At 68.6% G+C, this 23,121-nt stretch carries 19 protein-coding genes; 9 read left to right on the forward strand and 10 right to left on the reverse strand.

Translation table 11 applies throughout. The features are described 5' to 3' along the window. The first annotated feature begins 178 nt into the window (after positions 1–178). Complete coding sequence (locus AB0J16_RS27705) at positions 179–1,096, forward strand: hypothetical protein (protein WP_358544650.1); 918 nt, start codon at positions 179–181, stop codon at positions 1,094–1,096. Then, positions 1,093–3,087: a hypothetical protein gene (locus AB0J16_RS27710; RefSeq protein WP_358544651.1), complete on the forward strand. Its 1,995-nt coding sequence runs from the start codon at positions 1,093–1,095 to the stop codon at positions 3,085–3,087. Before AB0J16_RS27705 ends, AB0J16_RS27710 begins: the two co-directional genes overlap by 4 nt. A gap of 39 nt (positions 3,088–3,126) precedes the next feature. On the opposite strand, the gene AB0J16_RS27715 is transcribed toward AB0J16_RS27710, so the two are convergent. Continuing rightward, complete coding sequence (locus AB0J16_RS27715; protein WP_358544653.1) at positions 3,127–3,834, reverse strand: SDR family oxidoreductase; 708 nt, start codon at positions 3,832–3,834, stop codon at positions 3,127–3,129. A gap of 160 nt (positions 3,835–3,994) precedes the next feature. Here AB0J16_RS27715 and AB0J16_RS27720 point away from each other — a divergent pair, with 160 nt between their 5' ends. Together AB0J16_RS27720 and AB0J16_RS27725 are read left to right on the forward strand one after the other, a co-directional pair. After that, on the forward strand, positions 3,995–4,600 hold the full coding sequence (locus AB0J16_RS27720) for a TetR/AcrR family transcriptional regulator (protein ID WP_358544655.1): 606 nt from the start codon (positions 3,995–3,997) through the stop codon (positions 4,598–4,600). A gap of 228 nt (positions 4,601–4,828) precedes the next feature. After that, a complete protein-coding gene (locus tag AB0J16_RS27725) occupies positions 4,829–6,301 on the forward strand; it encodes a three-helix bundle dimerization domain-containing protein (protein ID WP_358544657.1) in 1,473 nt (490 codons plus the stop codon). 106 nt (positions 6,302–6,407) lie between these two features. Here AB0J16_RS27725 and AB0J16_RS27730 read toward each other — a convergent pair whose 3' ends face one another. From AB0J16_RS27730 to AB0J16_RS27755, 6 genes are all read right to left on the reverse strand, one after another. Next, complete coding sequence (locus AB0J16_RS27730; RefSeq protein WP_358544659.1) at positions 6,408–9,287, reverse strand: CBM35 domain-containing protein; 2,880 nt, start codon at positions 9,285–9,287, stop codon at positions 6,408–6,410. A 47-nt stretch (positions 9,288–9,334) separates the two neighbouring features. Next, a complete protein-coding gene (locus tag AB0J16_RS27735) occupies positions 9,335–10,558 on the reverse strand; it encodes an extracellular solute-binding protein (RefSeq protein WP_358544661.1) in 1,224 nt (407 codons plus the stop codon). Next, the gene (locus AB0J16_RS27740; RefSeq protein WP_358544663.1) at positions 10,555–11,376 is read right to left on the reverse strand and encodes a carbohydrate ABC transporter permease; all 822 of its coding nucleotides are present in this window, start codon (positions 11,374–11,376) and stop codon (positions 10,555–10,557) included. Before AB0J16_RS27740 ends, AB0J16_RS27735 begins: the two co-directional genes overlap by 4 nt. A gap of 64 nt (positions 11,377–11,440) precedes the next feature. Next, the gene (locus tag AB0J16_RS27745; protein WP_358544664.1) at positions 11,441–12,370 is read right to left on the reverse strand and encodes a sugar ABC transporter permease; all 930 of its coding nucleotides are present in this window, start codon (positions 12,368–12,370) and stop codon (positions 11,441–11,443) included. An 82-nt stretch (positions 12,371–12,452) separates the two neighbouring features. After that, positions 12,453–13,466: a Gfo/Idh/MocA family oxidoreductase gene (locus AB0J16_RS27750; RefSeq protein ID WP_358544665.1), complete on the reverse strand. Its 1,014-nt coding sequence runs from the start codon at positions 13,464–13,466 to the stop codon at positions 12,453–12,455. Continuing rightward, entirely contained in the window at positions 13,436–14,182 is a 747-nt protein-coding gene (locus AB0J16_RS27755; protein WP_358544667.1) for a ThuA domain-containing protein, read from the reverse strand. Before AB0J16_RS27755 ends, AB0J16_RS27750 begins: the two co-directional genes overlap by 31 nt. A 198-nt stretch (positions 14,183–14,380) precedes the next feature. Between AB0J16_RS27755 and AB0J16_RS27760 the strand changes: the two genes are divergently transcribed. Next, positions 14,381–16,549 carry an alpha-galactosidase gene (locus AB0J16_RS27760; protein WP_358544669.1) on the forward strand — a complete coding sequence of 723 codons (2,169 nt, stop codon included), beginning with the start codon at positions 14,381–14,383 and terminating at the stop codon, positions 16,547–16,549. Next, entirely contained in the window at positions 16,546–17,775 is a 1,230-nt protein-coding gene (locus AB0J16_RS27765) for an ROK family transcriptional regulator (protein WP_358544671.1), read from the forward strand. Before AB0J16_RS27760 ends, AB0J16_RS27765 begins: the two co-directional genes overlap by 4 nt. Here AB0J16_RS27765 and AB0J16_RS27770 read toward each other — a convergent pair. Then, positions 17,762–17,995: a hypothetical protein gene (locus AB0J16_RS27770; protein WP_358427814.1), complete on the reverse strand. Its 234-nt coding sequence runs from the start codon at positions 17,993–17,995 to the stop codon at positions 17,762–17,764. The two genes, AB0J16_RS27765 and AB0J16_RS27770, sit on opposite strands and share 14 nt — an antisense overlap. 235 nt (positions 17,996–18,230) lie before the next feature. On the opposite strand from AB0J16_RS27770, the gene AB0J16_RS27775 reads away from it, so the two are divergent. Next, a complete protein-coding gene (locus AB0J16_RS27775; protein WP_358544673.1) occupies positions 18,231–19,526 on the forward strand; it encodes a cellulose binding domain-containing protein in 1,296 nt (431 codons plus the stop codon). 26 nt (positions 19,527–19,552) lie between these two features. On the opposite strand, the gene AB0J16_RS27780 is transcribed toward AB0J16_RS27775, so the two are convergent. After that, positions 19,553–20,194 (reverse strand): hypothetical protein, encoded by a 642-nt coding sequence (locus tag AB0J16_RS27780; RefSeq protein WP_358544674.1) that lies wholly within the window; start codon positions 20,192–20,194, stop codon positions 19,553–19,555. On the opposite strand from AB0J16_RS27780, the gene AB0J16_RS27785 reads away from it, so the two are divergent. Further along, positions 20,153–20,851, forward strand: a complete 699-nt coding sequence (locus tag AB0J16_RS27785) for a transposase (protein WP_358544675.1) — start codon at positions 20,153–20,155, stop codon at positions 20,849–20,851. The two genes, AB0J16_RS27780 and AB0J16_RS27785, sit on opposite strands and share 42 nt — an antisense overlap. 267 nt (positions 20,852–21,118) lie before the next feature. Next, complete coding sequence (locus tag AB0J16_RS27790) at positions 21,119–21,349, forward strand: DUF6289 family protein (RefSeq protein ID WP_358544677.1); 231 nt, start codon at positions 21,119–21,121, stop codon at positions 21,347–21,349. A 21-nt stretch (positions 21,350–21,370) separates the two neighbouring features. Here the strand turns inward: AB0J16_RS27790 and AB0J16_RS27795 are convergent, their stop codons facing one another. Next, on the reverse strand, positions 21,371–23,038 hold the full coding sequence (locus AB0J16_RS27795) for a glycosyl hydrolase family 28-related protein (protein ID WP_358544678.1): 1,668 nt from the start codon (positions 23,036–23,038) through the stop codon (positions 21,371–21,373). Positions 23,039–23,121: the final 83 nt, after the last annotated feature.

Genomic DNA, 23,121 nt, shown 5'->3' on the forward strand with positions numbered 1-23,121 from the left:
GGCGAGCCTCTGACTCCGTCCGAGGACGCCAGAATGCACTCGTGCCGGTTGGGGCCGCCCACCCCAGCGATCATGTACTCGGCGCAGCAGGATACCTGCCCGTGAGGTCGCTCGGGGTCCGTTTGCCGACGGCGTGCGGCGCCTTGACACATCTGTCGATCTCCGTACATTCGTACGAATGCAAGTGACCGCCGTCGAAGACGCGTTACGGGCTCATCCCGATGACCTGGCCTCGTGGCGTGCCTACAGCGACCGGCTGCTGGAGCACGGCGACGCCAGAGGCACGCTGATCCGCCTCGAGCAGAGCCTGGCGCGCACCCGCCCCGCCGATCGCCCGGCCGTGGAGCGCCAGATCGCTGACCTCATCGCGGAGCACGAGGAGGGCTGGGACGACGGGTTGCCGGCGACGGCGCGGGTGCTGGCGCGCCGGTACGGGTTCGCCGCGGAAGTGGTCGTCCAGTGGTCGGACGACGTCCGCGAGGTCGTTGAGCAGGTGCTGCACGGGCGGTTCGTCACCACGCTGAGAATCATGCCGAAGGCGGCGGCCGGCGAGGACGACGACTGGGACGACGAGGACGACTGGGACGACGAGGGGGAAGGCGCCCCGGCGGCCGAGCCGCGCCCTGGCACCTTGGACATGCGGCTTCTCGACGGACTGGATGTCGGGCGACTCGTCGAGCTTGACCTCTCCTATCTGGATCTCGGCCCCGACGGCGCCGAGATTCTCGCCGCCTCGCTCCGCACCGACCGGTTACGGGCGCTGGAACTGCGGTATTGCCGTATCGGCGACGCCGGTCTGGCGGCACTCGGGGCGTCCCCGCACCTGGGCGGACTGCGCCGCCTGCGCCTGCAGCGCAACAGGGTGACCGCCGAGGGCGTGCGTTCCCTGCATCGGTTTCCGGAGCTGACCGAGCTCGACCTGCGCTACAACGACATCGGCGAGGCGGGCGTGGAGGCCCTGCTCGCCGCCCCGTTCGTCGGGTCCCTCGCGCGGCTGTGGCTGTACGGCTCCGATGTGGGCCAGGCCGGCGTGCGGAAACTGGCGCACGCCGCGAACCTTCCGTCGGGGCTGCGTAGCTTGTGGAGGTGCGTGTGAGCATCGAACTTCGGGATCGGTTCTTCGTCCTGTCGACCAGGGATGCGGCCACCGATGAGGCCGCTCGATATCGGGCGGAGGTGGACGCGACCGATGCCGAGCCGGCCGCGACGGTCGATGGATTGGACATCTCGTGGCATCCGTCGGCGCGGTTCAAGGCGGTGCGGTTCATCGACGCCGAGCGAATCGACGAGCGGGTGCGGGATCTGTTCGCCCGTCCCAGCGCGGACGCGCCGTACCTGGCGGCGGTGTTCGTGGATCCGCACGAGTTGTCCTTTCGCACGTTTGAGAACATCGTCCCGCTGGACCGCCTGTTCGAGGACGTGGCGTTGGAGGCGGAACTAACCGAGCGGGTGGAGCACACGGAGGGGGTGTTCTCGTTCTCGCTGCGGTTGCCGGCGCAGGCCCGGGCCCGGCTGGCCCAGCTGGATGAGTTGAACCTGTACGTGCCGCCGCTGAATGCCGCGTCCCGGGGCGGTGAACGGTTCATCTTCCACTCGGCGCTGCTGGCGGAGGCGTTGACCGCGGCGGTGGCCGACGCGTTGCCTCCGGCGACGGCGGAGGGGTTCTCGCACGTGAACCCGGTGTTCAGGTGCAACCGGTTCGAGCCGGGTGACGCGAACTTCCACCGGCATCGGGACACGCCGTATTTCGACGCGGCGCGGCGGCACATCTCCCGGCACACAGTGCTGCTGTACCTGACCGGCGGTACGGGATCGCCGGCGCTTGACCTGGTCGGCGGCGCCGCGCTCAGCGAGATCGGCGACTTCACGTGTGTGATCTTCGATCAGCGGTACGAGCACGAGGGCGCCCCCTACCGCGACGGCCGCAAGGTGTTCCTGCGTACCGAACTCATCTTCACCGCCGACGAGGTCACCGAGGCGCCGGAGATCGGTGAGCTGTTCAGCAAGGCGTGCTACCTGACCGGTGAGAGTGTGTTCGCGCCAGAGTTGGCCCGGTCCGCCGACGCGTACTACAACCAGGTCGCGGCCGCCCACTGGAGCGGCTTGGGGAGAAGCCGCAGCCGCGAGACCTTCGTGCACAAGGAGTTCCGTGGCGCGCACTTCGTGGCCAACGGCTACGACTTCTGGTTCCCCAAGACCGAGGCATTGTCGCTGGCGGAGTGCGCCGCGCTCACCCTTCTCGACTACTTCAACTGCAAGCTCGGCGACACCGCGTTCCGGGCGCTCTGCCGGACAGAGGTGATCGAGTCCGACAATGCCGACTGGATCCCGGAGTTCCTGCGGGCCCGGCATAGCGGGTCGGCCATGACACGGGTCGACAAATCCGTGTTCTTCCCCGAGCCGGAGCGGCCCAACGGCCAGATCTGCTGCCCGTTCCACTCCTCCGGAGGCTACGACCCCACGCGCCACGACGAGATCATCGAGCTCTACACCGACGCGCAGTCCTTCGCCAAAGCGCACATCCTGCCCGCGCCGATCCTCATGCTCGGCGAGGACGTGGCCCTCGACCCCGACCGGTTCGTCATCCAGGACACCCTCATCCACGTGCTCGGCAAGGGCGCGCTCAAGCCGGTGAACTTCGCCGCCTGCTGGAACGACGAATCCATTCCCGAGGACTACGTGATCGTCGCGGGCAAGGTCGGCGTGACGAAGTTCCTCGTCCCGCCCATCATGTACACCGAGTCCGCCGGCTGCTACCACCTCAAGTTCGACTTCTTCCGCAACTCCTGGATGGTCGACCACCGGCGGGCCACCATCCCCATCCCGAGGATCACCGACGAGGATTGGGCCGACCCAGACGAGAGGGGCGCCTGGCGCCGCTCGGTGGACAGTTCCCTCATCGATGACGAGCACCCGCTGGCGGCGAGCGACCTGTGGTGGGACGACGAGGAGGACGACTGGGACGATGAGGACGACGCCGAGGACGACTGGGACGACGAGGACAGCACCGAGGACGATTCGGACGATTCGGACGACGCCGAGGACGATTCGGATGAGCAGGATGATGCGGACGAGGAGGACGGCTGACGCGGCGAGGACCGTCGCGATGCCGCTTCTGCGCGGCTGTCAGTGGCCGGCGCTCATGCCTCCGTCTACGTGCATAATCTCCCCGGTGACGAACGGGGCCGTCTCGAGGTAGACCACCGCGTCGGCGATGTCGCTCACCTCACCCATCCGCCCGACCGGGTGCAGCGCGGCGAGGGTCTGGTGGATCTCGTCCGGGTGCATCGGGGTCTTGATCGTGCCCGGTGAGACGGCGTTGACGCGAACCCCGCGAGTCGCGTACTCGATGGCCAGGGACTTGGTGGCGGACTGCAGGCCGCCCTTCGTCAGCGAGGCGAGCACGGAAGGGACGTTGGAGTCGGCGTTGTCGACCAGGCTGGTGGTGATGTTGACGATGTGGCCGCCGCCTTGGGCGAGCATGTGCGGGATGGCCAGCTGGGTGATCTGGAAGAACCCGGTCAGGTTCACACCGCTCACGGCGGCGTAGTCGGCGGCCGTGTAGTCGGTGAAGGGCTTGGCGATGAAGATCCCCGCGTTGTTGACCAGCGTGTCGATACGGCCGAAGCGCTCGATGCCGGCGGCGATGACGCGCTCGGCGGTGGCGGGGTCGGCGATGTCGCCCTGGACGGTCACGACGTCGGCGTCGTCGGCGGGGGCGATCGTACGGGAGGTGGCGACGACGCCGTAGCCGAGCTTGCGGTAGGCGGCGACGAGTGCGGCTCCGATGCCCTGCGACGCTCCGGTGATGACCGCGACCTTCTGGCTGCTCATGATGACCTTCTTGGTGAGTGAGGATGTCGCCGGACGGATTACTAGCCGACCGGTCGTCTATTTGCAACGTAGACGACCGGTCGACAATCCGTCAAAGTGAGATGGGACACCCCGATGGGGCTGATAGTCGACCGGTCTAGTAAGACGTACACTGAGGGGTATGGGACGAACCAGTGATGCCAAGGAGAGGATCCTCAGCGCCGCGCAGACGCTCATCGAGCTGCGTGGCTACTCCGCGCTGGGCGTGGCCGAGATCTGCAAGGCGGCGGGCGTGCCGAAGGGTAGTTTCTACTACTTCTTCAACTCCAAGGAGGAGCTCGCCCTGGCCGTCATCGACGAGCACTGGGCCGGCCAGCACGGCAACTGGAAGCGCATCCTGGGCAGCGATGACCCGCCCCTCCAGCGGCTGCGGCAGCTGTTCGAGGCCACCGAAGCCGATCAGCGCGCCGGGCAGCAGAGCTGTGGCACCGTCTCGGGCTGTCTTTTCGGGAACCTGACCCTGGAAATGAGCAACCAGACGGAAGCCCTCCGCGAACGCCTGCAGCAGATCTTCGAGTCGCAGGTCGACATGGTGGAGAAGGTCATCACCGAAGCCCAGGAGCGCGGCGAGGTCACGGTCGCCGATGCCCACGAGGCCGCGCGATCCGTCGTCGCTCAGCTCGAAGGTCAGGTGCTCTTCGCCAAGCTCTACAACAACACCCAACGCCTCGACGCTCTGTGGACGAACTGCCTGGCCCTTCTCGGCGCCACCGCTCCCGCCCAGTGATGAACGGACATAAAACATTTGTGTATTTCGCTTAACGAATGAGCTCGGCGAATATGAACAGATGATTTCCGGAGGTGCGGTCGTATCGCCCTTACCTGCGGGTTTTAAATAACAGCCGACGTGGATATCAACGCGGCCGAAACCCCCTATATGGTGGGGTCTCGCATGATCGGGCGGGCATGGCGGCCTGTCGCGATAACTGATAATTGATAGGTCGGGGAGTTATTGGTGAGCGGCGACACCCTCCGCGAGGAACAGGCGATCCGCCGGACCACCGACCACCTGGTGCAGGTCTTCGCCGGCACCCATTCCGCCGAGCACGTCGAGAGTGTGATGCGGGCGGCTTATCGCCGCTTCGACGGCCTTCCCGTCCGTGACTTCGTCCCCGTCATGGTCGAACGCATCGCTCGCGGTGAGCTGACGGCACGGGTGGAGGCGCCCGCGCCCACCGAGCCCGCGCCCACCGAGCCCGCGCCCGCCAAACCCACGCCCGCCGAGGCCGCGCCCCCCAAGGCCGCGGCGTCTCCGGCCGCAGCGCCGTCAGGCAAGCCTGCGGACGTTCGGCCTGAGACGACCACCACAGTCGCCCAACCGGCCGCCGTGCTGGCGAAATTGCCCAGCCGCAAGGTGCTGCTCCCGATCGGCCTGGGCGTCGCGGTCGTCGTGGTCGCCGCCGTGGTGGTCGTGAACCTCGGAAAGACGGAGGCCCCGCCCCCGGCTCCGCCGCTCACGGTCGTGCGCGGCGTGATCGGCTCCGAGAAGAAGGCGTTCTTCGAGGACCCGCAGGTGGTGCGGGCCTTCGCCGACGAGGGCGTGAAGGTCGAGATCGAATCGGCCGGTTCCCGGCAGATCGCCACCTCGGTAGACCTCAGCCGCTTCGACTTCGCGTTCCCGTCGAGTGCGCCGGCGGGTGAGTTCATCCAGCGCAAGCGCAAGGTCAGTACGAAGTACACGCCGTTCTCCTCGCCCATGGCGATCGCGACGTTCCAGCCGATCGCGGACCTGCTCACCAAGGCGGGCGTCGTGAAGCAGGGCCCCGTGCCGACCTTCAACATCGGCCGCTACCTCGAACTGGTCACCACGGACACGAAGTGGGATCAGCTCACGGGCAACTCCGACTACCGCGTCGACAAGAACATCCTGATCTCCACGACGGACCCGCGCACCTCGAACTCCGCGGCCATGTACCTGGCGATCACCAGCTACGTCGCGAACGGCAGCAAGGTCGTGCACGGCGCCACCGCCGAGAAGAACGTGCTGCCCCTGGTGACCCAGCTCTTCACCAGCCAGGGCTACACCGACAACACCTCCGAGGGTCCGTTCAACGAATACCTCACGGTGGGCATGGGCCCGTCGCCGATGGTCTGGATCTACGAGGCGCAGTTCGTCGACGCGGCCACGCGAGGGCAGATCAAGCCGGGGATGGTGCTGATGTACCCGTCGCCGACGGTGATATCCAAGCACACGCTGGTGCCGCTCAACGCGTCCGGCGACCGTGTCGGACGCCTGCTCAGCACCGATTCGCAGTTGCAGCGGCTCGCCGCCGAGCACGGGTTCCGCTCGGCGGACGCCGCCGACTTCGCCAAGGTCGCCGCGGACCACAAGGTAAGCGTCGCGACCGACCTCATCGACGTGGTGGACATCCCCTCCTATGACACTCTGGAGAACCTGCTCGACAGCGTCGGAAAATCGTACGGCTAGCCGCGCCGCCGGCCGCTGCGGCTTCCGGGCATGGACCCCGGCGCGGGAGATCCGCGCCGGGGTCGCGCCTTCCCAGCCGAGGCGAGAGATCAGTCGAGGCGAGAGATCAGCCGAGGCTGAGAGAGATGCGGTCCAGGTCCGGGGCCGGGGTCGTGTCGTTGTGGAGCTTGATGATGTTCGGGCCGGCCTTCAGCGTGACGGGGACGCTGACGGTGTAGAGGGTGTTGTTGGTCGCCCCGTTCACCTTCACCTCGGTCGGCGGGCCGCCGTTGACCGTCACGGAGTACGACTTGGGGCCGTTCACCGTGAAGTCGATGTACAGCGTGTACGCCCGTGCCTCGGGGACCGTGACGTCCTCGAACAGCACATAGGCGTTCGGCTCGCTGCCCTGGTCCGGTCCGCCGCCGATGTTGCGTACCTTCTGACCGCCCGAGCAGGCCGCGCAGGCGGTGATCCCGGCTTCGCCGATCTTGTTGCGTGAGTCCTCGGCCTCCCGCATGAACACCCGGTCGGCGGGGCGCAGACGCACTCCGACCTGGTTCGTGACCGTGTAGGGGCGGCCGAGCGACTGGAAGGTGGCGGTGATCGGGATGTCCGTCGCGGTCACGTCCATGCCAGGGGGCGAGGTGAGGGTCCACGAGCCCGCCAGCGTCTGCCCGAGCCGTACGGCCGACGCCTTGATCGGCTCGCCCTCGACGGTCCAGCCCGCCGGGACGGCCGGGGCGAACGCGACCTGGTCGAGCACGTCCTCGCTGTCCAGACGCAGTGTGGCCGAAACCCGCAGCGTCTGCTGGCCGGGGCTGACCCACTGCAGCCCGGCCGGGTCGACGGTCATGGTGGTCTTGGGGGTGTACGAGGCGGGCGGCATCGGGGCGACGGCCAGGCGGTCCACTCCCGCGTCCCCGGACAGGGTGATCGTGTTGGTGCCCGCCTTCAGCGTGACGGGCAGGGCGCTGGAGGCGGGGACGCCCTTGTTGTCGCCCGGCACCCGCACCTGGAGCGGTGCCGCGCCGTTGACGGCGACCGACAGCGTCGCGGGCGTGGCGGAGGTGTGGTCGATCTGCAGGCGGTACTCGCCCGCCGCCGGGACGCCCACGTCGCGGTAGGTGAGTGTGCCGTCCCGCAGCCCGACCACCTGGGCCCCGCCCGAGCAGGCGGCGCAGGACTCGACGCGGGCCTGGCCCGTCCGCTGCTGGCGCTCCGCCTCAAGCGGCAGGCTGTCGCGCGAGACCGGGTAGGAGTCCGCGACCTGGATCTCGTCGATCCGGAGCTTGCGGTGGAAGCGGGGCGCCTGCGCGCCCGCCCAGGTGTTGAGCACCTCCAGCTTCACGTAGCGGCCGTGCTGCTCGCCGAGGTCGAGGACCTGCGTGCCGCGGGCGCTGCGCATCGCGCCGGCCCGCACCGGCTTGTCCCAGCGGCGGCCGTCGTCGCTGACGTAGACGCGGTAGTCCTTGATCCGGGCGGAGTCCTCGGGCCGCCCGAAGGTCACCCTGGCCAGGACCGGCGACCATTCGCGCTGGTTGACCGCCAGATAGGCGACCTTCTTCCGCTTACCGAGATCCAGCGTCACCGAAACCGGCAGGTTGCCGTCGGAGTCCCAATATTTCGTGAAATCACCGTCTACCAGGGCGGCGGCGGGATGCTCGGCCTGCTCGGCGGACGCGGTGGCCTTCACCCCGGTGAGGAAGCCCTGGCGGCCGGCCGTCTCGACCTTGAACACCGTGTCGTAGTCGTCCCACCGCGTGATGCCGAGGATCGTCAGGGAGCCGCCGGACTGGGTGAACCGCATCCGCTCGCCCGTACGCAGGTCGCTCACCCCGGTGACGCGATAGCCATTGTCGCGCAGGCGTACGCGGTCGGTGCTGGGCTTGGTCAGCACGTGGACGTACTGGACCTTCCCGCCGTCGTCGCGCCGGACGGTGATCACGCCGTGCGCGCCGTCGTTCCAGAAGCCGGGCTGCAGGCCGCCGTACATGTAGCCGCCGCCCTCGGTGGCGTGCAGCGACTCCTTGATCGGCGGGACCCACGTGGACATGAAGGAGTTGAAGGCCTCCTGCTGCGGTGGGAACTTGCCGTTCACCATCGCGGTCTCCGCCATCAGCGACTTCATCGACGAGCCGGCGTTGGTGATGTACCGGCCGGTGGACAGGCGGGCGTCCACGGGGTGGTCGGCGCCGTCGTACCACCAGTCGCCGACCGTGGGCAGCTTGTAGTCCGCCTCGACCAGGCGCGGCATCGGGGTCCACGCCGCCTGCGGGTAGTCGTAGGCGGGGGTCATGCCGGTCTTCTGCTCGTTGCTGACCGTGTCCATGATCGGGGTGTCGGTGTTGTTGTTGCTCAGCAGCCAGTCCGGGCGCCGTTCACGGACCTTGTCGTACAGGCCGTTCTGCTGCCAGTACTCGTTCTCGTTGTCGATCCAGAATCCCGCCAGGTCCGGATATTTCTCCATGACCTCCAGGAAAAGATCCTGGCTGAACATCCCGAAGCCGGGTCGCGTGGTGATGTCGACCTGCCGGCCCTTGTAGGCGGAGTAGGCGGCCGAGTCGAGCATCTCGACGCCGGTGTTGTTGTGCCATTGCGGGTCGTCGGTCATGTAGAGCATGACTCGCACACCCTTCGCCTTCCCGGCGTTCACCAGCTCGCCGAGGAAGTCGCGGCGGGTGGCGCAGCTGCCCGGGATCGCCGACGGCCAGGGGCGGGCGTAGCCCAGCGCGCTGTGGAAGGTGGCCAGGACGATGTACGAGGCGCCGAGGTCGCGGGCCTGGTCGATCCAATAGTCAGGGGTCCAGCCGCCGTCGGTGACGTCGCGCTCCCACGCGGCGCAGTCCAGGTGCCGGGGCGCGGTGAACATGCCCCAGTGCAGGAACAGGCCCGCGGTGGAGTCGCGTAACCACTGCTGGCGAGGATGGACGACTTCGGCGTGGGCCGGTACGGCGGTGAGCAGACCGACCAGCATCGCGAGGGCGAGGATGGCGCGCAGGCGCATACGGATCTCTTCCTACTTGACGCTACTTGGCGCTATTTGACGACGCGCTATTTGGCGACGCGCTGGATGGCGGCGACCGCGGTGGTGGCGGCCTCGCCCGGGGAGGACTGTCCGGCGAGCACGGCGCTCCACGCCTCGGCCACCGGCTTGCGCATCTGCGTCAGCTCGGTGCCGAAACCGGGCAGCAGGTACGGCACGCCGTTCTCCAGCGCCTTGTTGAACTGGGTGTAGATCGGGTCCTTCATGCCCTCGGTGTCGGCCAGGTCCTTGCGCACCGGCATGCTGCCCGCCTCCAGGGCGGCGAGCTCGCCCTCCTTGCTGAGGAACATGGCGGCGATGGCGTCGAAGGCGGCGTCCTTGTCCTTGGTGAACGCGCTGACGTGCACGTTGTCGCCGAACTGGTAGACCTTGGCCGGGGCGCTCCCGTTGGGCACGGGCACGACCCCGTACTTGAAGGAGGCGGCCTTCTTGGCGTTGCCGTACTGCCAGTTGCCGCCGAGCACGAAGGCCATGCCGCCGGCGGTGAACTTCTGGAAGGCGACGTCGGGGGTCCAGGTGGCGGCGTCCCTGGGCACGTAGCCCTTCTCGGCCCAGCCGCCGACCAGCTTGAGCGAGGTCTCCAGGGCGGCGGCGTCGGGCTTGGCGTAGTCGAAGCCGTACGCGGTGATGAAGGAGAAGGCGTTGACGTCCTGGTCGCCCTGGCCGGGCAGGCCGATGCCGACGTACTTCTTGCCGATCTTCTCCAGGGCGGCGGTCAGCTCGTCCATCGTGGTGGGCGGTGTGATGCCCAGCTCGTCGAGGATCGTCTTGTTGTACCAGAGGGCGGTCGTGTTGTTGAAGCCCTGGACGCCGTAGACCTTGCCGTCCTTCTTGATGACGTTCGCATCGGGGATCTGCGCCTTGTCCGGGAACTTGTCGTACTGGGCGGTGATGTCGGCGATCGCGCCGGCCTTGATGAGCTGGAGCAGGTCGGCGCCGCCCTGGACGAAGACGTCGGGGCCCTGCTTGGTGGCCGCCGTGGCGATCACCTTCTGGGTGAGCTGCTCGCCGGGCACGTACACGCTGTTCAGCGGCTTTGACAGCTTGGCCTTGGCGTAGATGTCGCCCAGGTCCTTGGTGAACTTCGCGGTGGCGGGGATGCCCTGGGCGTAGTAGTGCCAGAACGTGACCTTGTTGGCGTCGCCCGAGCCGCCGGAGCCGGAGGTGCCGCACGCGGCGAGGGCGCACAGGGCCGCCGCGGCGGCGACGACGCGGAGTCTTGCAGAGATCAACGAACGCTTCCCATCGTGATACCGCCGACCAGCAGGCGCTGCCCGAACAGATAGATCAATACAGTCGGGACCGAGACCAGGACGGAGACCGCCATGAGACCCGGCCAGTTCACCCCGTAGGAGGACATTTGCTGCGCCAGCAGCGCGCTCACCGGGTACTGGCCCGGGTCGTTGAGAAAGGTGATCGCGTACAGGAACTCGCCCCACGCGCCGATGAAGGTGAGGGTGGCCACGGTGGCGATCCCGTTGCGGGTGATCGGCAGCACGATCTTGACGAACCGCTGCCACCTGCTCGCGCCATCACTGGCGGCGGCCTCCTCGATGGCGATCGGCACGCCGGTGAAGAACGGCCGCAGCAGCAGCATGCTGAAGGGCAGGTTGGTCGCGGCGATGGCGAGCGCGACGCCGTACAGGTTGCCGGTCAGACCCCATTGGGCCAGCAGCCGGTTCAGGGGAATGAGGGTGGAGGTGGCCGGCACCATCTGCAGGATGATCAGCGCGGCCAGCCCGCCGGTCACCACGGCGCCGTTGAGCCGGGCCAGTCCGTACGAGGTGGGCACGGCGACGACGAGCACGATGACCGTGGTGGACACGGCGATGATCACGGAGTTGACGGCGGAGGTGGCGAAACCGCCGTTCCACACGTCGATGTAGGCCTGGAGCGTGGGCTTGAAGATGACCGCCGCCGATCCGGCGAACACGTCCTTGAGGCTCTTGAACGAGGTGGCCAGCAGCCAGTACAGCGGCAGCGCGTAGATCGCCAGCAGGAGGACGCAGCCGAGCACGGTGACCGGGGTGTTGCGCTTGGCGTCGGTCATGAGCCCTCCTTCGTCGGTCTCATGACCAAGGTGCTGTGCTTATTGATGACCTCGACAAGCTCGGTCATGTCTGCTCCTTACGGTTCATCCGCAGGTAGACGGCGCTCAGGAAGAGCACGATGACCAGCGACAACGTCGCGGTGAACGACCCCTGGCCGAACTCGTAGAACTTGAACGCCTGCTGGTAACCCAGGTATGGCAGCGTGGTCGTGGAGGTGCCCGGCCCGCCGCTGGTCATCACGAAGATGAGGTCGAACGAGCGGAAGGCGTTGATCACGACGAGCACGCCGAGGATGGAGATGACCGGGCGCAGCAGCGGCAGCACGATGTGCCTGGTCACCTTCCAGCCGGCCGCGCCGTCGAGCGCGGCGGCCTCCAGCAGCTCCTGGGAGACGTCCAGCAGCGCCGCGCGCAGCACGAGCGCGCAGAACGGCACCACCATCCAGGCGTTGACCAGCCCGAGCACGACGATCGCCAGCGTGCCGTTGGCCAGCCAGGGGATCGGCTGCTGGATCAGGTGCAGCCAGAGCAGCACCGAGTTGACCGGCCCGCCGGACTCAAGCAGAAATTTCCACAGATTGCCGGCGACCACCGCCGGCAGCGTCCACACGAACACCATCGCGCCCAGCGTCACGCCGCTCAGCCGGGTGCGCGGCCGCAGGACCAGCGCGGCGGCGAACCCGCCGGCCAGCCCGACGACCAGCACGATCACGACGATGGCCAGCGTCTGGAGCACCACGTGACCGAACGACGGGTCCTCGATCACCCGCCACATGTTGTCCAGCCCGTTGAACGGCCGCTCGCCCAGCAGGTTCTCGGCGGTCACGTCGGAGAACGCGGTACGGAACAGGTCGATGAGCGGGTAGACCGACAGCACCGCGAGATAGATCGCGCCCGGCAGCAGGAACAGCATCGTCTTGGGGCCGAACAGCGTGCTGCCCGCCCGCTGCCGCGCTCGGCGCGTCGCGACCCGGTCGGCGGCGGCCGTCACCACCGCCCGGCCCTCGTCCGCTGTCCAGCACGAGCGGAGGTCACCATCGCTCGACCCTCGCCCGCTGCCCAAGTAGGGGCGGAGGTCACCATTGTTCGACCCTCGTCCGCTCCCCGGTACGGGCGGAGGTCAGCGCGGCCTCCAGCATCGCGACGCTGTGCGCGTTGTCGGCGGCGGGCGAGGTCGGCTCACCGGTGCCCGCCACGGCGTCGACGAACGCCCGCAGCACCCCGGCCCGCTCGAACAGCGGCAGCTCGGACACCTCGACCGCGCGCACGTTCCCGGCCGCGTCGGTGATCGACACGGCCCGGTGGTCGTCCGGCGCGGCCCCCCAGGTCAGCAGCCCTTCGTCACCGGAGATCCGCCACACGCCGGGCCACGGCGTCTGCGGGCCGACCCCCTGACTCGACAGGACGTAGTCGATCGTGGGCCCGCCGTCCAGCTCGACGATGAGGCTGGCTCCGGGGGTGTGGTCCTGGGCCGAGCGTATGGGCGTGACCGGTACGCAGGTGATCGCCATCCCCTCCCGCCCGAACAGGTACCGCATCAGGTCGAAGTGGTGAATGGCCAGCTCGATCAGTGAGTTGGCGTCCCGGACACCGGCGTGGTCGCGGTGCCATTCGACCGAGACCCGGCGGACGACGCCGACGGCTCGCCGGTCGAGCAGGTCGCGGACGACCGGGGCGCCGGGGAAGATCCGGTAGTTCTGGTCGATGCCGAAGACCAGGCCCTTCCGTTCCGCGAGGCCGGCGAGCTCCCTGGCGCTCGCGGCGTCCAGGGTGAACGGCTTCTCCAGCAGCAGATGCGCGCCGGCCTCCAGGACCTGCCGGGCGACGGCCGCGTGCGCGCCGATCGCGACCGGCGCGATGGCGGCCACGGCGCCGGTGGCCGCCAGCGCCTCCTCAACGGTGGCGAACACGTTGTCGTCGCCGGTCTTGGCGGTGAACGCGGCCCGTGCCTCGGGGGAGGCGTCCACCCAGCCGGTCACCCGGACGTCGGGGAGCCGCGGGAGGATGTTCGCGGCCCAGTCGAGCCCCCAGGGGCCCAGGCCGATCTGGATCAGGTCGGTCATGCCTCGGCCCACCAGTTCCGCGGCCATTCGCCCTTCCTGGTGACCTTCGGCTGGGGCTGGGTGGGCGGCGTGGCCCACTGGACCGCGTTGGCCAGCACGCGCCTGATCTCCGGCTGGAAGTAGATCGGGGACTCCTCGTGGCCGGGGGCGAAGAAGAAGATCCGGCCCTTGCCCCGCTGCCACGCGCAGCCGCTGCGCAGCACCTCGCCGCCCTCGTACGAGCTGATGAAGACGAGCTCGTCCGGCTCGGGGATGTCGAGCGGCTCGCCGTACATCTCGCCCTTGGGGATGACGACCGGGTTGGGGACGCCGCGGACGATGTCGTGGCCGGGCAGGATCGTCCAGAGCAGCTCACTGTCGTCGTGCCGCCAGCTGGCGATCTTGCAGGAGGTGCCCAGCAGGGCCTGGGCGACCTTCGACTCGATGGCGGAGTGCAGGATGAGCAGGCCCATGCCGTCGAGCACCCGCCGCCTGACCCGCTCGACGACCTCGTCACCGACCTCGTCGTGCTTGAGGTGACCCCACCAGAGCAGGACGTCGGTCTCGTCCAGTACGGCCTGGGTCAGACCGTGCTCGGGCTCCTCCTGGAGCGCGACGCGTACATGTGCCTCGGGGCCGAGGTGTTCGGCCAGCGCCTGCCCGAGCACGACGTGCAGCCCGTCGGGATAGACCGACGAGACGCTGGGATACGTCCGCTCCTCATAGAACTCGTTCCACACGGTCACGTTCATTCGTTCGCGCACCCATCCGATGTTTCTGTGAGCCTGCCTCTATTTATGCAAGGCTTCTGCATATTAAGATGGGGTGACTCTAGGCACAATGCCGGGACTTCAGCAAGGTGAAAGGTCTCACATCGTGAGACTTGTGGAAGTTGGTCCGCTCTTCGCGAGTGTGATGATCTTCACTTGAGACATCCGATGACATAACGAAGAAAGGTCAGGATGACGAAGACCTCTGACGCCGCGCGGCACGTCGTTCAGCTCCGAGCCGCCGGCGTGGCCCTGATCCTCGACCTCCGGTCCGCCGGGCTGCCCACGGTCGTTCACTGGGGTGCCGATCCGGGCCCGTGCGACCAGGCCGAGCTGGACGCGATGGCCGAGGCCGCCATCGCGCCGCACGTCATCAACCTCATCGACGGACCCGTCTCGCACTCGGTGCTGCCCGAAGGCCACACCGGGTGGTTCGGCATTCCCGGGCTGTCCGGTTCCCGCTCGGGGGCGGCGTGGGCGCCCCGCTTCACCGTGAGCAAGGCCGTCAAGGAGGAGGGACGGCTCACCGTCGAGGCGGCCGATCCGGGCACCGCGCTCGGGCTGTGCCTCGTCATCGAGCTGACCGGCAGCGGGCTGGTCCGGTTGCGCACCTCCGTACGCAATGACGGGGATGACGACTACCGGGTGGACGCGGTGTCGGCCGTCCTGCCGGTGCCCGAGCGGGCGGCGGACCTGCTCGATCTGGCCGGGCGCTGGTCACGGGAGCGGCAGCCGCAGCGGGGGGCGTTCAACGTGGGTGTGCACCTTCGCGAAGGGCGGCGCGGCCGGACCGGGGCCGACGCGGCGACCGTGGTGGTGGCCGGAGTGCCCGGGTTCGGGTTCCGGTCGGGGGAGGTGTGGGCGGTGCACACGGCCTGGAGCGGCAACCACCGCACCTGGGCCGAGCGTACGGGCGAGGGCTTCAGGACACTGGGCGGCGGCGAGTCACTGCTGCCCGGTGAGATCGTGCTGCGGCCGGGGGAGAGCTATGAGTCGCCCGAGCTGTTCTTCGGGTACGCCGACGGGCTCGACGAGCTGGCCGCCCGCTTCCACCGGCACCTCAGGGAACGGCCGCACCATCCCGGCTCTCCCCGGCCGGTCAATCTCAACGTGTGGGAGGCCGTGTACTTCGACCACGACCTCGGCAAACTCCTCGCCCTGGCCGAGCGGGGAGCCGGGATCGGGGTGGAGCGGTTCGTGCTGGACGACGGCTGGTTCCACCGCAGGAACGCCTCCGACCGGGGGCTGGGTGACTGGTTCGTGGACGACCAGACCTGGCCGGACGGGCTGCATCCGCTGGTCGACCGGGTCAAGGAGCTCGGCATGACGTTCGGGCTGTGGTTCGAGCCGGAGATGGTCAGCCCGCTCTCGGAGCTCGCCGTCAAACACCCGGAGTGGATCATGCGTGCCCGCCCTCAGCTGCCGCCGGCCTCGCGCTGGCAGCAGGTGCTCGACCTGGCGCACCCGGAGGCGTACGAGCACGTGCTCACGCGCATGTCCGAGGTCATCGCCGAGTACGGCGTCGGCTACCTCAAATGGGACCACAACCGCGACCTGATCGAAGCGCCCCACGTCCACCGGCAGACGCTGGCCGCCTACCGGCTGATGGACGAGTTGCGCGCCACCTTCCCCGGCCTGGAGATCGAGTCGTGCTCGTCCGGGGGCGCCCGCGTGGACCTCGGCGTCCTGGAGCACACCGACCGGGTGTGGGCCTCCGACTGCATCGACCCGCTCGAACGGCAGACCATCCAGCGCTGGACCAGCCAGCTCATCCCGCTCGAACTCATCGGCGGCCACGTCGCCTCCACCGTCTCGCACACCACCGGCCGCCGGCACGACCTCGCCTTCCGGGCGATCACCTCGCTGTTCGCGCACTTCGGGCTGGAACTCGATCTGACCAGGCTGGACGACGCCGAGACCGCGGAGCTGGCCGAGTGGATCGGGATCTACAAGCGCTACCGGGCGCTGCTGCACTCCGGCACACTGGTCCGCGACGAGCACCCGAGCACGGGCCGCTGGCTGACCGGCGTGGTGACGCCGCGGCTGGGGCTGTACTCGGTGGCGGCGGTGCGCCGCTCCGATGAGGAGCCGGCGGGGCGGGTGACCTTCCCCGGGCTCGACCCGGCCCTGCGCTACGCGGTACGGCTCGTCGGCCCGAACCGGGACGACCTCGGCCCCCGGCCCGGCTGGCTGGACGCGCCGGGCCTGCTCAGCGGCGCGACGCTCGGCACGGTCGGGGTACGGCTGCCCACGCTACGGCCCGAGACCGCCATGCTCATCGAGATCGCGGCACACCCGACACTTGACGGGCAAGCTGTAGGCAACGCCGCGTTGGAAACAGAGCAGAAAGCGAACGGATGACCTCCTCCAGGGTTCGGCCGAGCACGGGCACGCAGCTCGGTGGCGACACCTCCGCGCTGCGGACGCTCAACCTGCGCTCCGTGCTGCGCGTGCTCTACGGCGGCGGCAGCCACACGATCGCCTCGATCGCGGCGACGGCCGGCATCTCGCGCCCGACCACGACCCAGGCGATCTCCGACCTGCTCGCCGCGGGCTGGATCCAGACCGCCGACCAGGTCATCGACAAGGTCGAGAAGAAGGACGGGCGGGGACGGCCGGCACAACGCTTCGAGTTCCGTCCGGGCGCGGGCCATGTGCTCGGGGTCGACATCGGCGGTCACAAGGTGCTGGTGCTGGTCAGCGACCTGTCCGGGGAGATCGTCGCCGAACGCCGTGAGAGCCTGCGCCCGACCTCTCCTCGCTCCAGGCGCCTGACGATCATGAACGAGGCGATCACCGCGGCCCTGGACGCGGCGGGCCTGTCCGCTGCCGACATCTCATGCGCGGCGATCGCCACCCCCGGCGTCGTCGGCCCGGACGGCAAGGTCGCGCACGCCCCGGCCATCCCCGAATGGGCCGGCGTCGACCTGGGCGGTCACGTACGGAACCGGTTCGGCATCCCGACCCAGGTCTTCAACGACATGCGGATGGCCGCGCTGGCCGAACACTGGAAGGGCGTGGCGCGTGACGCCTCCGACGTGGTGTACATCCACGTCGGCCGCCGCATGGGCACCGGCCTGCTGGTCGCCGGCCGGCCGCACGCCGGTCGCCACGGCGCGGCGGCCGAGATCGGTCTGTGGCGCGGGCTGCCGTGGGCGCACGCGTACGAACGGCTGCTGGACCTGGCACCGGGGCGAAGTACGGACCACGAGGACGCGATCCAGGCCATCTTCGAGGCGGCCAAGGCGGGCGACGCGGCCGCCCAGGCGGGCATAGACGGGTTCGCCGACCTGCTGGTGGAGGGGTTGGCACCGGTGATGGTGACGATCGACCCCGAGCTGGTGATCATCGGGGGCGGCATCTCGGCCGCCGGCGAGGCCATCCGCGAGCCGGTACGCGTCCGCGTCGAACGCGAGACGGACTTCCCGCCCAAGGTGGTCTGCTCGGTGCTGGGCGACCATTCCTCCGCGATCGGCGCCGTGCGTTGCGCACTCGATGTCGCGGAGGAACGTCTCTTCGCCGAGCTCAAGCCGGGTCCGGGAACGCCGGCTCAGCAGGGGGCAGGGGTGGCGGTCAGCAGGGGGTGAAGTAGTACTTCGCCTGGCCGTCCGTCGTCCCCCACTGGCCGGGCGGCTGAGAGCAGCCGGACCAGCGTTGTCCGACGATCTGGTCGCCCACGAAGTAGCTGATGACGAGGAGGAGGTCGCCCCCCGGCGGGGGAGGGGGAATCGCCTGGGCCGGGGTGGAGCCGAGGGCGAGGGCGCTGATAGCCAGCGCCACCACTAAAACGCCGCGCTTCATTTTCATGCAGGTTCCTCCAGATCAGCCGAGTTTCGGGCCAGAGCGAACACCGAAGCTATTTGCCTGAATGAGATCACGATAAGCGCTGTCGATCAAGGTGTCGGCAGCAGTCGCCTCATTTTCGGGACTCGATGAAAGTTTCACCATTTTTGGCGTGTTTCCCCAGCTCAAGCGCATCCCAGCTTGACCGGCGGCCGCTCTGCGAGGACGTTCGTGTCGAACCTTCTGAGTTGGGAGTCCGATGAGTCACCCCCGTCGCCGGTTGCTCGCCATTCTGCTCTCCGCCTTCCTGGTCGCGCTGGGCGCCTTGGCGCCCCTGACGGAACAGTCCGCCAGCGCGGTCAGCGACCCGCCCGGCCCGGTGACGGGCAACGCCACCTACTTCGACGGACTCGGCATGCCGTACGGCGGCTGCGGCCTGCCCCAGGCGAACATCGACTCACCGGACTTCGTCGCGCTCAACGTCTACAACACGCCCGGCGACTACTCCTTCTACCCCCGGCCGCTGACCGGGGCCAACCTCAGCAAGGCCGGGCTGTGGAACAACGGCCTGAACTGCGGCCGCTACGTGCAGGTCGAGATCGGCGATTACTGCACAGGCACCAACGACGGCGCGCAGAACCAGGCGTTCTGCCGCAACGGCTCCTGGGTCGCCGACGCGTACAAGGGCGCGAAGCTGACCATGCTGGTCGCCGACAGCTGCGGCGACTCCAACGCCTGGTGCCGCGACGATCCGTACCATCTGGACCTGTCCAAGGACTCGCTCAACCGGTTCGTGAAGAACGGCGCCCCGATCGGCGACATGTATCCCAGCCATTGGAACAACCGGCACGTCACCTGGTCGTTCGTCCCCGCGCCCAACTACAGCGGCGACATCAACATCGGCTTCCTGCAGTCCGCCCAGGTCTGGTGGCCCGCCATCTCCGTCTCGCACCTGGCCAACGGCATTCATGGCGTCGAGTACTTCGCCAACGGGGCTTGGCAGACGGCCCAGATGAACGGCGACATGGGCCAGTCGTACATCATCGGCGGGGCCACCTCGGGTGGTAACCAGTACCAGATCCGGGTGCGCGACGTCACGGACACGCTGATCAACGGCGGGCGCGTGTACAGTTTCACGCTTCCGTCCACCTGCAACCCGTGCGGCACGCCGTACACCAAGGTCGGCTACACCACCTCGACCGGCTCGACCTCCACCCCCACCCCGACCCCCACCCCCACTCCCACGGGCGGCACCGGTGTCTCGTGCGGCGTGGACTACCAGGTCCCCAACGCCTGGCAGGGCGGCTTCACGACCAACGTCACCGTACGGAACACGGGCACCACGACCTGGAACAACTGGACGGTCACCTGGACCATGCCGTCCGGCGTGACCCTGACCAGCGCCTGGAACTCCACCATCACGCCGTCGGGTACCACCTGGACGATCAAGGCTCCGAGCTGGGCCACGACGCTGGCACCGGGCGCGTCGACCACCTTCGGCTTCCAGGCCAACGGCCCGTCCACACCCGGCCCGACCAACATCACCTGCTCCTAGGCCGGCCATGTCCGCACAGGGCGTCGTCAGCCCGGGAGGCGCCAGTTGCAGAAACCCTTGACGCAGAGCTCGGTGGTCGTCTTGCGGCGGTCCGGCGCCTTGATCGACACCTTGCCACCCCAGCGGCTGTAGCGGGTGTCGACGTGGAAGGTCTTGCCCACCAGTTCGTCCGTGCCTTCGGTCAGGGTGTACGCGCTCCGCACCCGGCCGATCAGTCCCGCCGAGGTCAGCGTGAGAGTGTAGGAGAGCTTCGTATTCTCGCCCCAAGAACTGTGGGTTGAGTGGTCGAACCAGAGGGAGACCTTACGGAGCTCCTTGAAGCGGATCACGCCGGTGACGGTGTTGCTGCTCCGCTGCCCGTGCTTCAGCAAGGCGGCCAGAGTGGCCGGCTCGGCCGGGTTGATGAGCTGCTCGTCGTCACCGAGCAGCTCGGTGTGCCAGAGGTGAAACTGGTGAGAATCCTTCCACCAGGTCTTGCCCTTCGCCAGCCACTTCCCTATGAGGCCGCCGGACCGGTAGCCGGTACCGCCGATGTCATGGTTGAAGCACTGCCGCTCGGGGAGGCCGACCTGATCTGCCGGCGCGGTGTGTGGCTGCTGCAGGTCGCGCTCACCCTGCCGAAGCCGGTGGCGCGTGAGCCGGTTGGCGGCTTCGTCGGGGTGGATCAAGGGGTGGCGAACCTGGCGGTCACCTCCGATGGCGTGGTGCTGCCCGGCCCGGCCCTGCCGGGGCCGGTCGGCGGTAACGGCCACGTCCGCACCCTGCGGGAGCGGCGCCATCGTCAACGCCGCCGGCTGCAGAAGAAGGGCACGTCTGCGGCGCGGCGGCTGCTGCGCCGCCTGTCCGGGCGTGAACACCGGATGATGACCGACCTCAACCACCAAATCTCGAAGTTCGTGGTGCGCGAAGCCGAACGCACCGGCCGCGGCATCGCCCTGGAAGACCTTCAGGGCATCCGCGATCGGGTAAGGGCTCACCGGCTCCAGCGGCGCACCCTGCACAACTGGGCCTTCGCCCAGCAGATCACCTTCACCCGCTACAAGGCCGCGCGAGCCGGGATCGCCTTCGTCCTGGTCGACCCCGCCTACACCTCGCAGGCCTGTCCGGACTGCGGGTATGCCAGCAGGGCGAACCGGCCGGCGCGGGGCCGGTTCGTCTGCACAAGGTGCGGCCTCGCTGGGCACGCCGACCACATCGCAGCCCGCAACATCGCCACACGCGGCGTCGCGGGCTGGGCTGTCATCAACCAGCCACACGCTACCGGCCTCCCTTCCGCCAGACGGGACCGCGAGAGCAAACCACCAGATTCAACCAGTGGTAGTTGATGCCGTTGTACTCGCCCGCGATGTAGATGCTCCACATGCGGTTGAGTTGCTCCCTGGGAAGTGGGCCCAGTCGGCGAGCACCCTGGTGATTGCGTGCTCGGTGGGAGTGTTAACGATCTCGTCGTACCCGTCAAGGCGCCGAGACGGCACTCTCACTCTGACAGTCGTTTTGACCCTTTGAGTACTGGGATTGACCTTATTGATCTATTCACTTCGACGAACGATCATCGAGGGCAGTAGCGCTTCCGCACCTCAGGAAGGATCTTCATGATTCGCCGCGCATCGCTGGCCGTCCTGGTCGCCCTCGGCGCCCTCACCGTCATCAGCTCGCCCGCGCACGCCCGCGCCTGCATGATCGACTATCACTGCGAGACGTACTACTACAGCGACTCCACCCGCACCACGCTGGTGGGGGTCAAGTACGAGAACTGCGTCGGGGATGAGGAGTGGGTGGGCAGACGCGGGTCGTACCCGGTGTTCAACGAGACCCCCTGCTGAGACCTTGTAAAAAGCCCGCTCTCAGTCCAGGTTGAGGCGGTCGCGCTGGGCCGCGTACAGGTCGGTGACCCGGGGTCGGGTGCCGTGGTCGGCGAGCAGGTTCTCCAGGTCCCCGGTGAAGTCGGGAGCCAACTCGCTGACCGTCCCCGTGGTGCCCTGCACCCCGACGGTGAGGCTGCGCGGCGCGACGTCCGCGATCGTGATCGCGTACGGGCTGCCGCCGGTGATCCGGATGTTCCAGTGCGTGATCCGCGCCCCGAACAGCGGGCCCGAGGCCGCCGAGCCGCCGACCCGGCCGTTGTTGACCAGGGTGATGTTCGTCCGCGCGTTCTCGAACGGCAGCGCCCGATGCGAGTCGAACGTGCCCTCCGTCATCGTGCCCCGCCGCCAGACGTTCCCGGATGACAGTCCCTCCAGGTTGAGGCCGTGGTGGACGGCCCCCGCCGGGACGGGCGCGGTGAACGCCTCGATCTCGAAGTCGTCCACGAGGTTGTCGTGCGACTGCATCCGGCAGGCGAAGCTGTGGTGCGCGGAACGGCCGCCGACCGTGACTCGGGTCAGGGTGTTGGACTTGGCGGTGGTGAAGCCGAAGCCGAGGTCGCAGTTCTCCACGCGTACGTCCCTGGCCCAGCAGTCGTGGACGGCCTGGAAGCACACGCCGTTCGAGCCGGGGTGCTTGTTGTGGGCGGTCATCGGGACCAGCTCGTTGCGGATCGTCAGGTCCTCGACGCCGCTGTCGTGCACGGTGGGGCCGAGGGCGCGCAGCCGGGCGGGCCAGCCGGGGCGCAGGTCGTACCTGATCGGCTGGGCCAGCCTGACGAGGCGGGTGCCCAGAACGGCCTCGATCCGCACCGGCCATTGCAGGAGCGCGTACTGGATGTACTGGCCGCCTGATCCGGTGACGAGCTGGGGCGCGCGGCTCGGCCAGTCGTAGGACCGAGTGCCCGGAATGTCGCCCGCCAGGTGCTTCAGCAATGTCGCGTCCGGCGGGTTGTCGCATTCGAGCACGACCAGGTCGCCCGCGCGCAGCTTGCTCGTGTCGGACACCAGCAGGGTCCGCTGGCCCCGCGAGGCCGCGCCGACCTCGGCGAGTGTGTCGCCGAGCAGCCAGCCCTCGGTGCCCGCGTAGTCCTCGGACTCGGAGCGGGCGCGCCGCTCGGCCGCGATGAACCAGACCTGGCCGCCGGTCCACGACCAGCGGCTGTTGCCGTTGGACTGCCTGGCCGGCCGGTAGCCGTCGTCCAGTGTGCGGGTGAAGCGCAGGATGGTGGAGTCGCGCCCGGCGCCGCGCAGGACCACGTTCGACCAGTGCATGAACACCGGCGACGACAGAAGGTAGGTCCCGCCCGGCACCAGCACCGCGCCGCCACCCCGTTCACCGGCGGCGCGGACGGCCGCGTTGAAGGCGGTGGCGCAGTCGGTCGTCCCGTCCGCGCGGGCGCCGAAGTCGGTCACCTTCGCCACCACTCGGGGGCGCGGCGGCCGAGCCCCGTGCCGGTAGCCGGCCCGCGCGATGTCGGGCACCAGCGGGTGCCCGCCTTCCGCCGCCGCCCACTCCTCCAGCAGCGCCGCCGACGTGTCGCCCTGGCGGGCTCGGGTCTCCGCCTTGGCGGGGGACAGGGGAAGCGCCGGTACGGCGGCGACGCCGCCGATCAATGCTCGGCGGCTCAGCGTGAAAGGCTCAGGCACACATCGGAGGATTACATCAGCAATGGTCGCGGTCAAGCCACCATGACCAATGGAACGCGGCAATCCATCGGATGACTTGGCGG

It is taken from the genome of Nonomuraea sp. NPDC049750, from assembly GCF_040659625.1.
GTDB lineage: Bacteria > Actinomycetota > Actinomycetes > Streptosporangiales > Streptosporangiaceae > Nonomuraea.

Bases quoted from the DNA above. Each gene is read 5' to 3' on its own strand.
- AB0J16_RS27705 (WP_358544650.1), top strand. From the start codon at position 179: ATGCAAGTGACCGCCGTCGAAGACGCGTTACGGGCTCATCCCGATGAC.
- AB0J16_RS27715 (WP_358544653.1), bottom strand. From the start codon at position 3,834: ATGAGCAGCCAGAAGGTCGCGGTCATCACCGGAGCGTCGCAGGGCATC.
- AB0J16_RS27720 (WP_358544655.1), top strand. From the start codon at position 3,995: ATGGGACGAACCAGTGATGCCAAGGAGAGGATCCTCAGCGCCGCGCAG.
- AB0J16_RS27730 (WP_358544659.1), bottom strand. From the start codon at position 9,287: ATGCGCCTGCGCGCCATCCTCGCCCTCGCGATGCTGGTCGGTCTGCTC.
- AB0J16_RS27740 (WP_358544663.1), bottom strand. From the start codon at position 11,376: ATGACCGACGCCAAGCGCAACACCCCGGTCACCGTGCTCGGCTGCGTC.
- AB0J16_RS27750 (WP_358544665.1), bottom strand. From the start codon at position 13,466: ATGGCCGCGGAACTGGTGGGCCGAGGCATGACCGACCTGATCCAGATC.
- AB0J16_RS27760 (WP_358544669.1), top strand. From the start codon at position 14,381: ATGACGAAGACCTCTGACGCCGCGCGGCACGTCGTTCAGCTCCGAGCC.
- AB0J16_RS27765 (WP_358544671.1), top strand. From the start codon at position 16,546: ATGACCTCCTCCAGGGTTCGGCCGAGCACGGGCACGCAGCTCGGTGGC.
- AB0J16_RS27770 (WP_358427814.1), bottom strand. From the start codon at position 17,995: ATGAAAATGAAGCGCGGCGTTTTAGTGGTGGCGCTGGCTATCAGCGCC.
- AB0J16_RS27775 (WP_358544673.1), top strand. From the start codon at position 18,231: ATGAGTCACCCCCGTCGCCGGTTGCTCGCCATTCTGCTCTCCGCCTTC.
- AB0J16_RS27790 (WP_358544677.1), top strand. From the start codon at position 21,119: ATGATTCGCCGCGCATCGCTGGCCGTCCTGGTCGCCCTCGGCGCCCTC.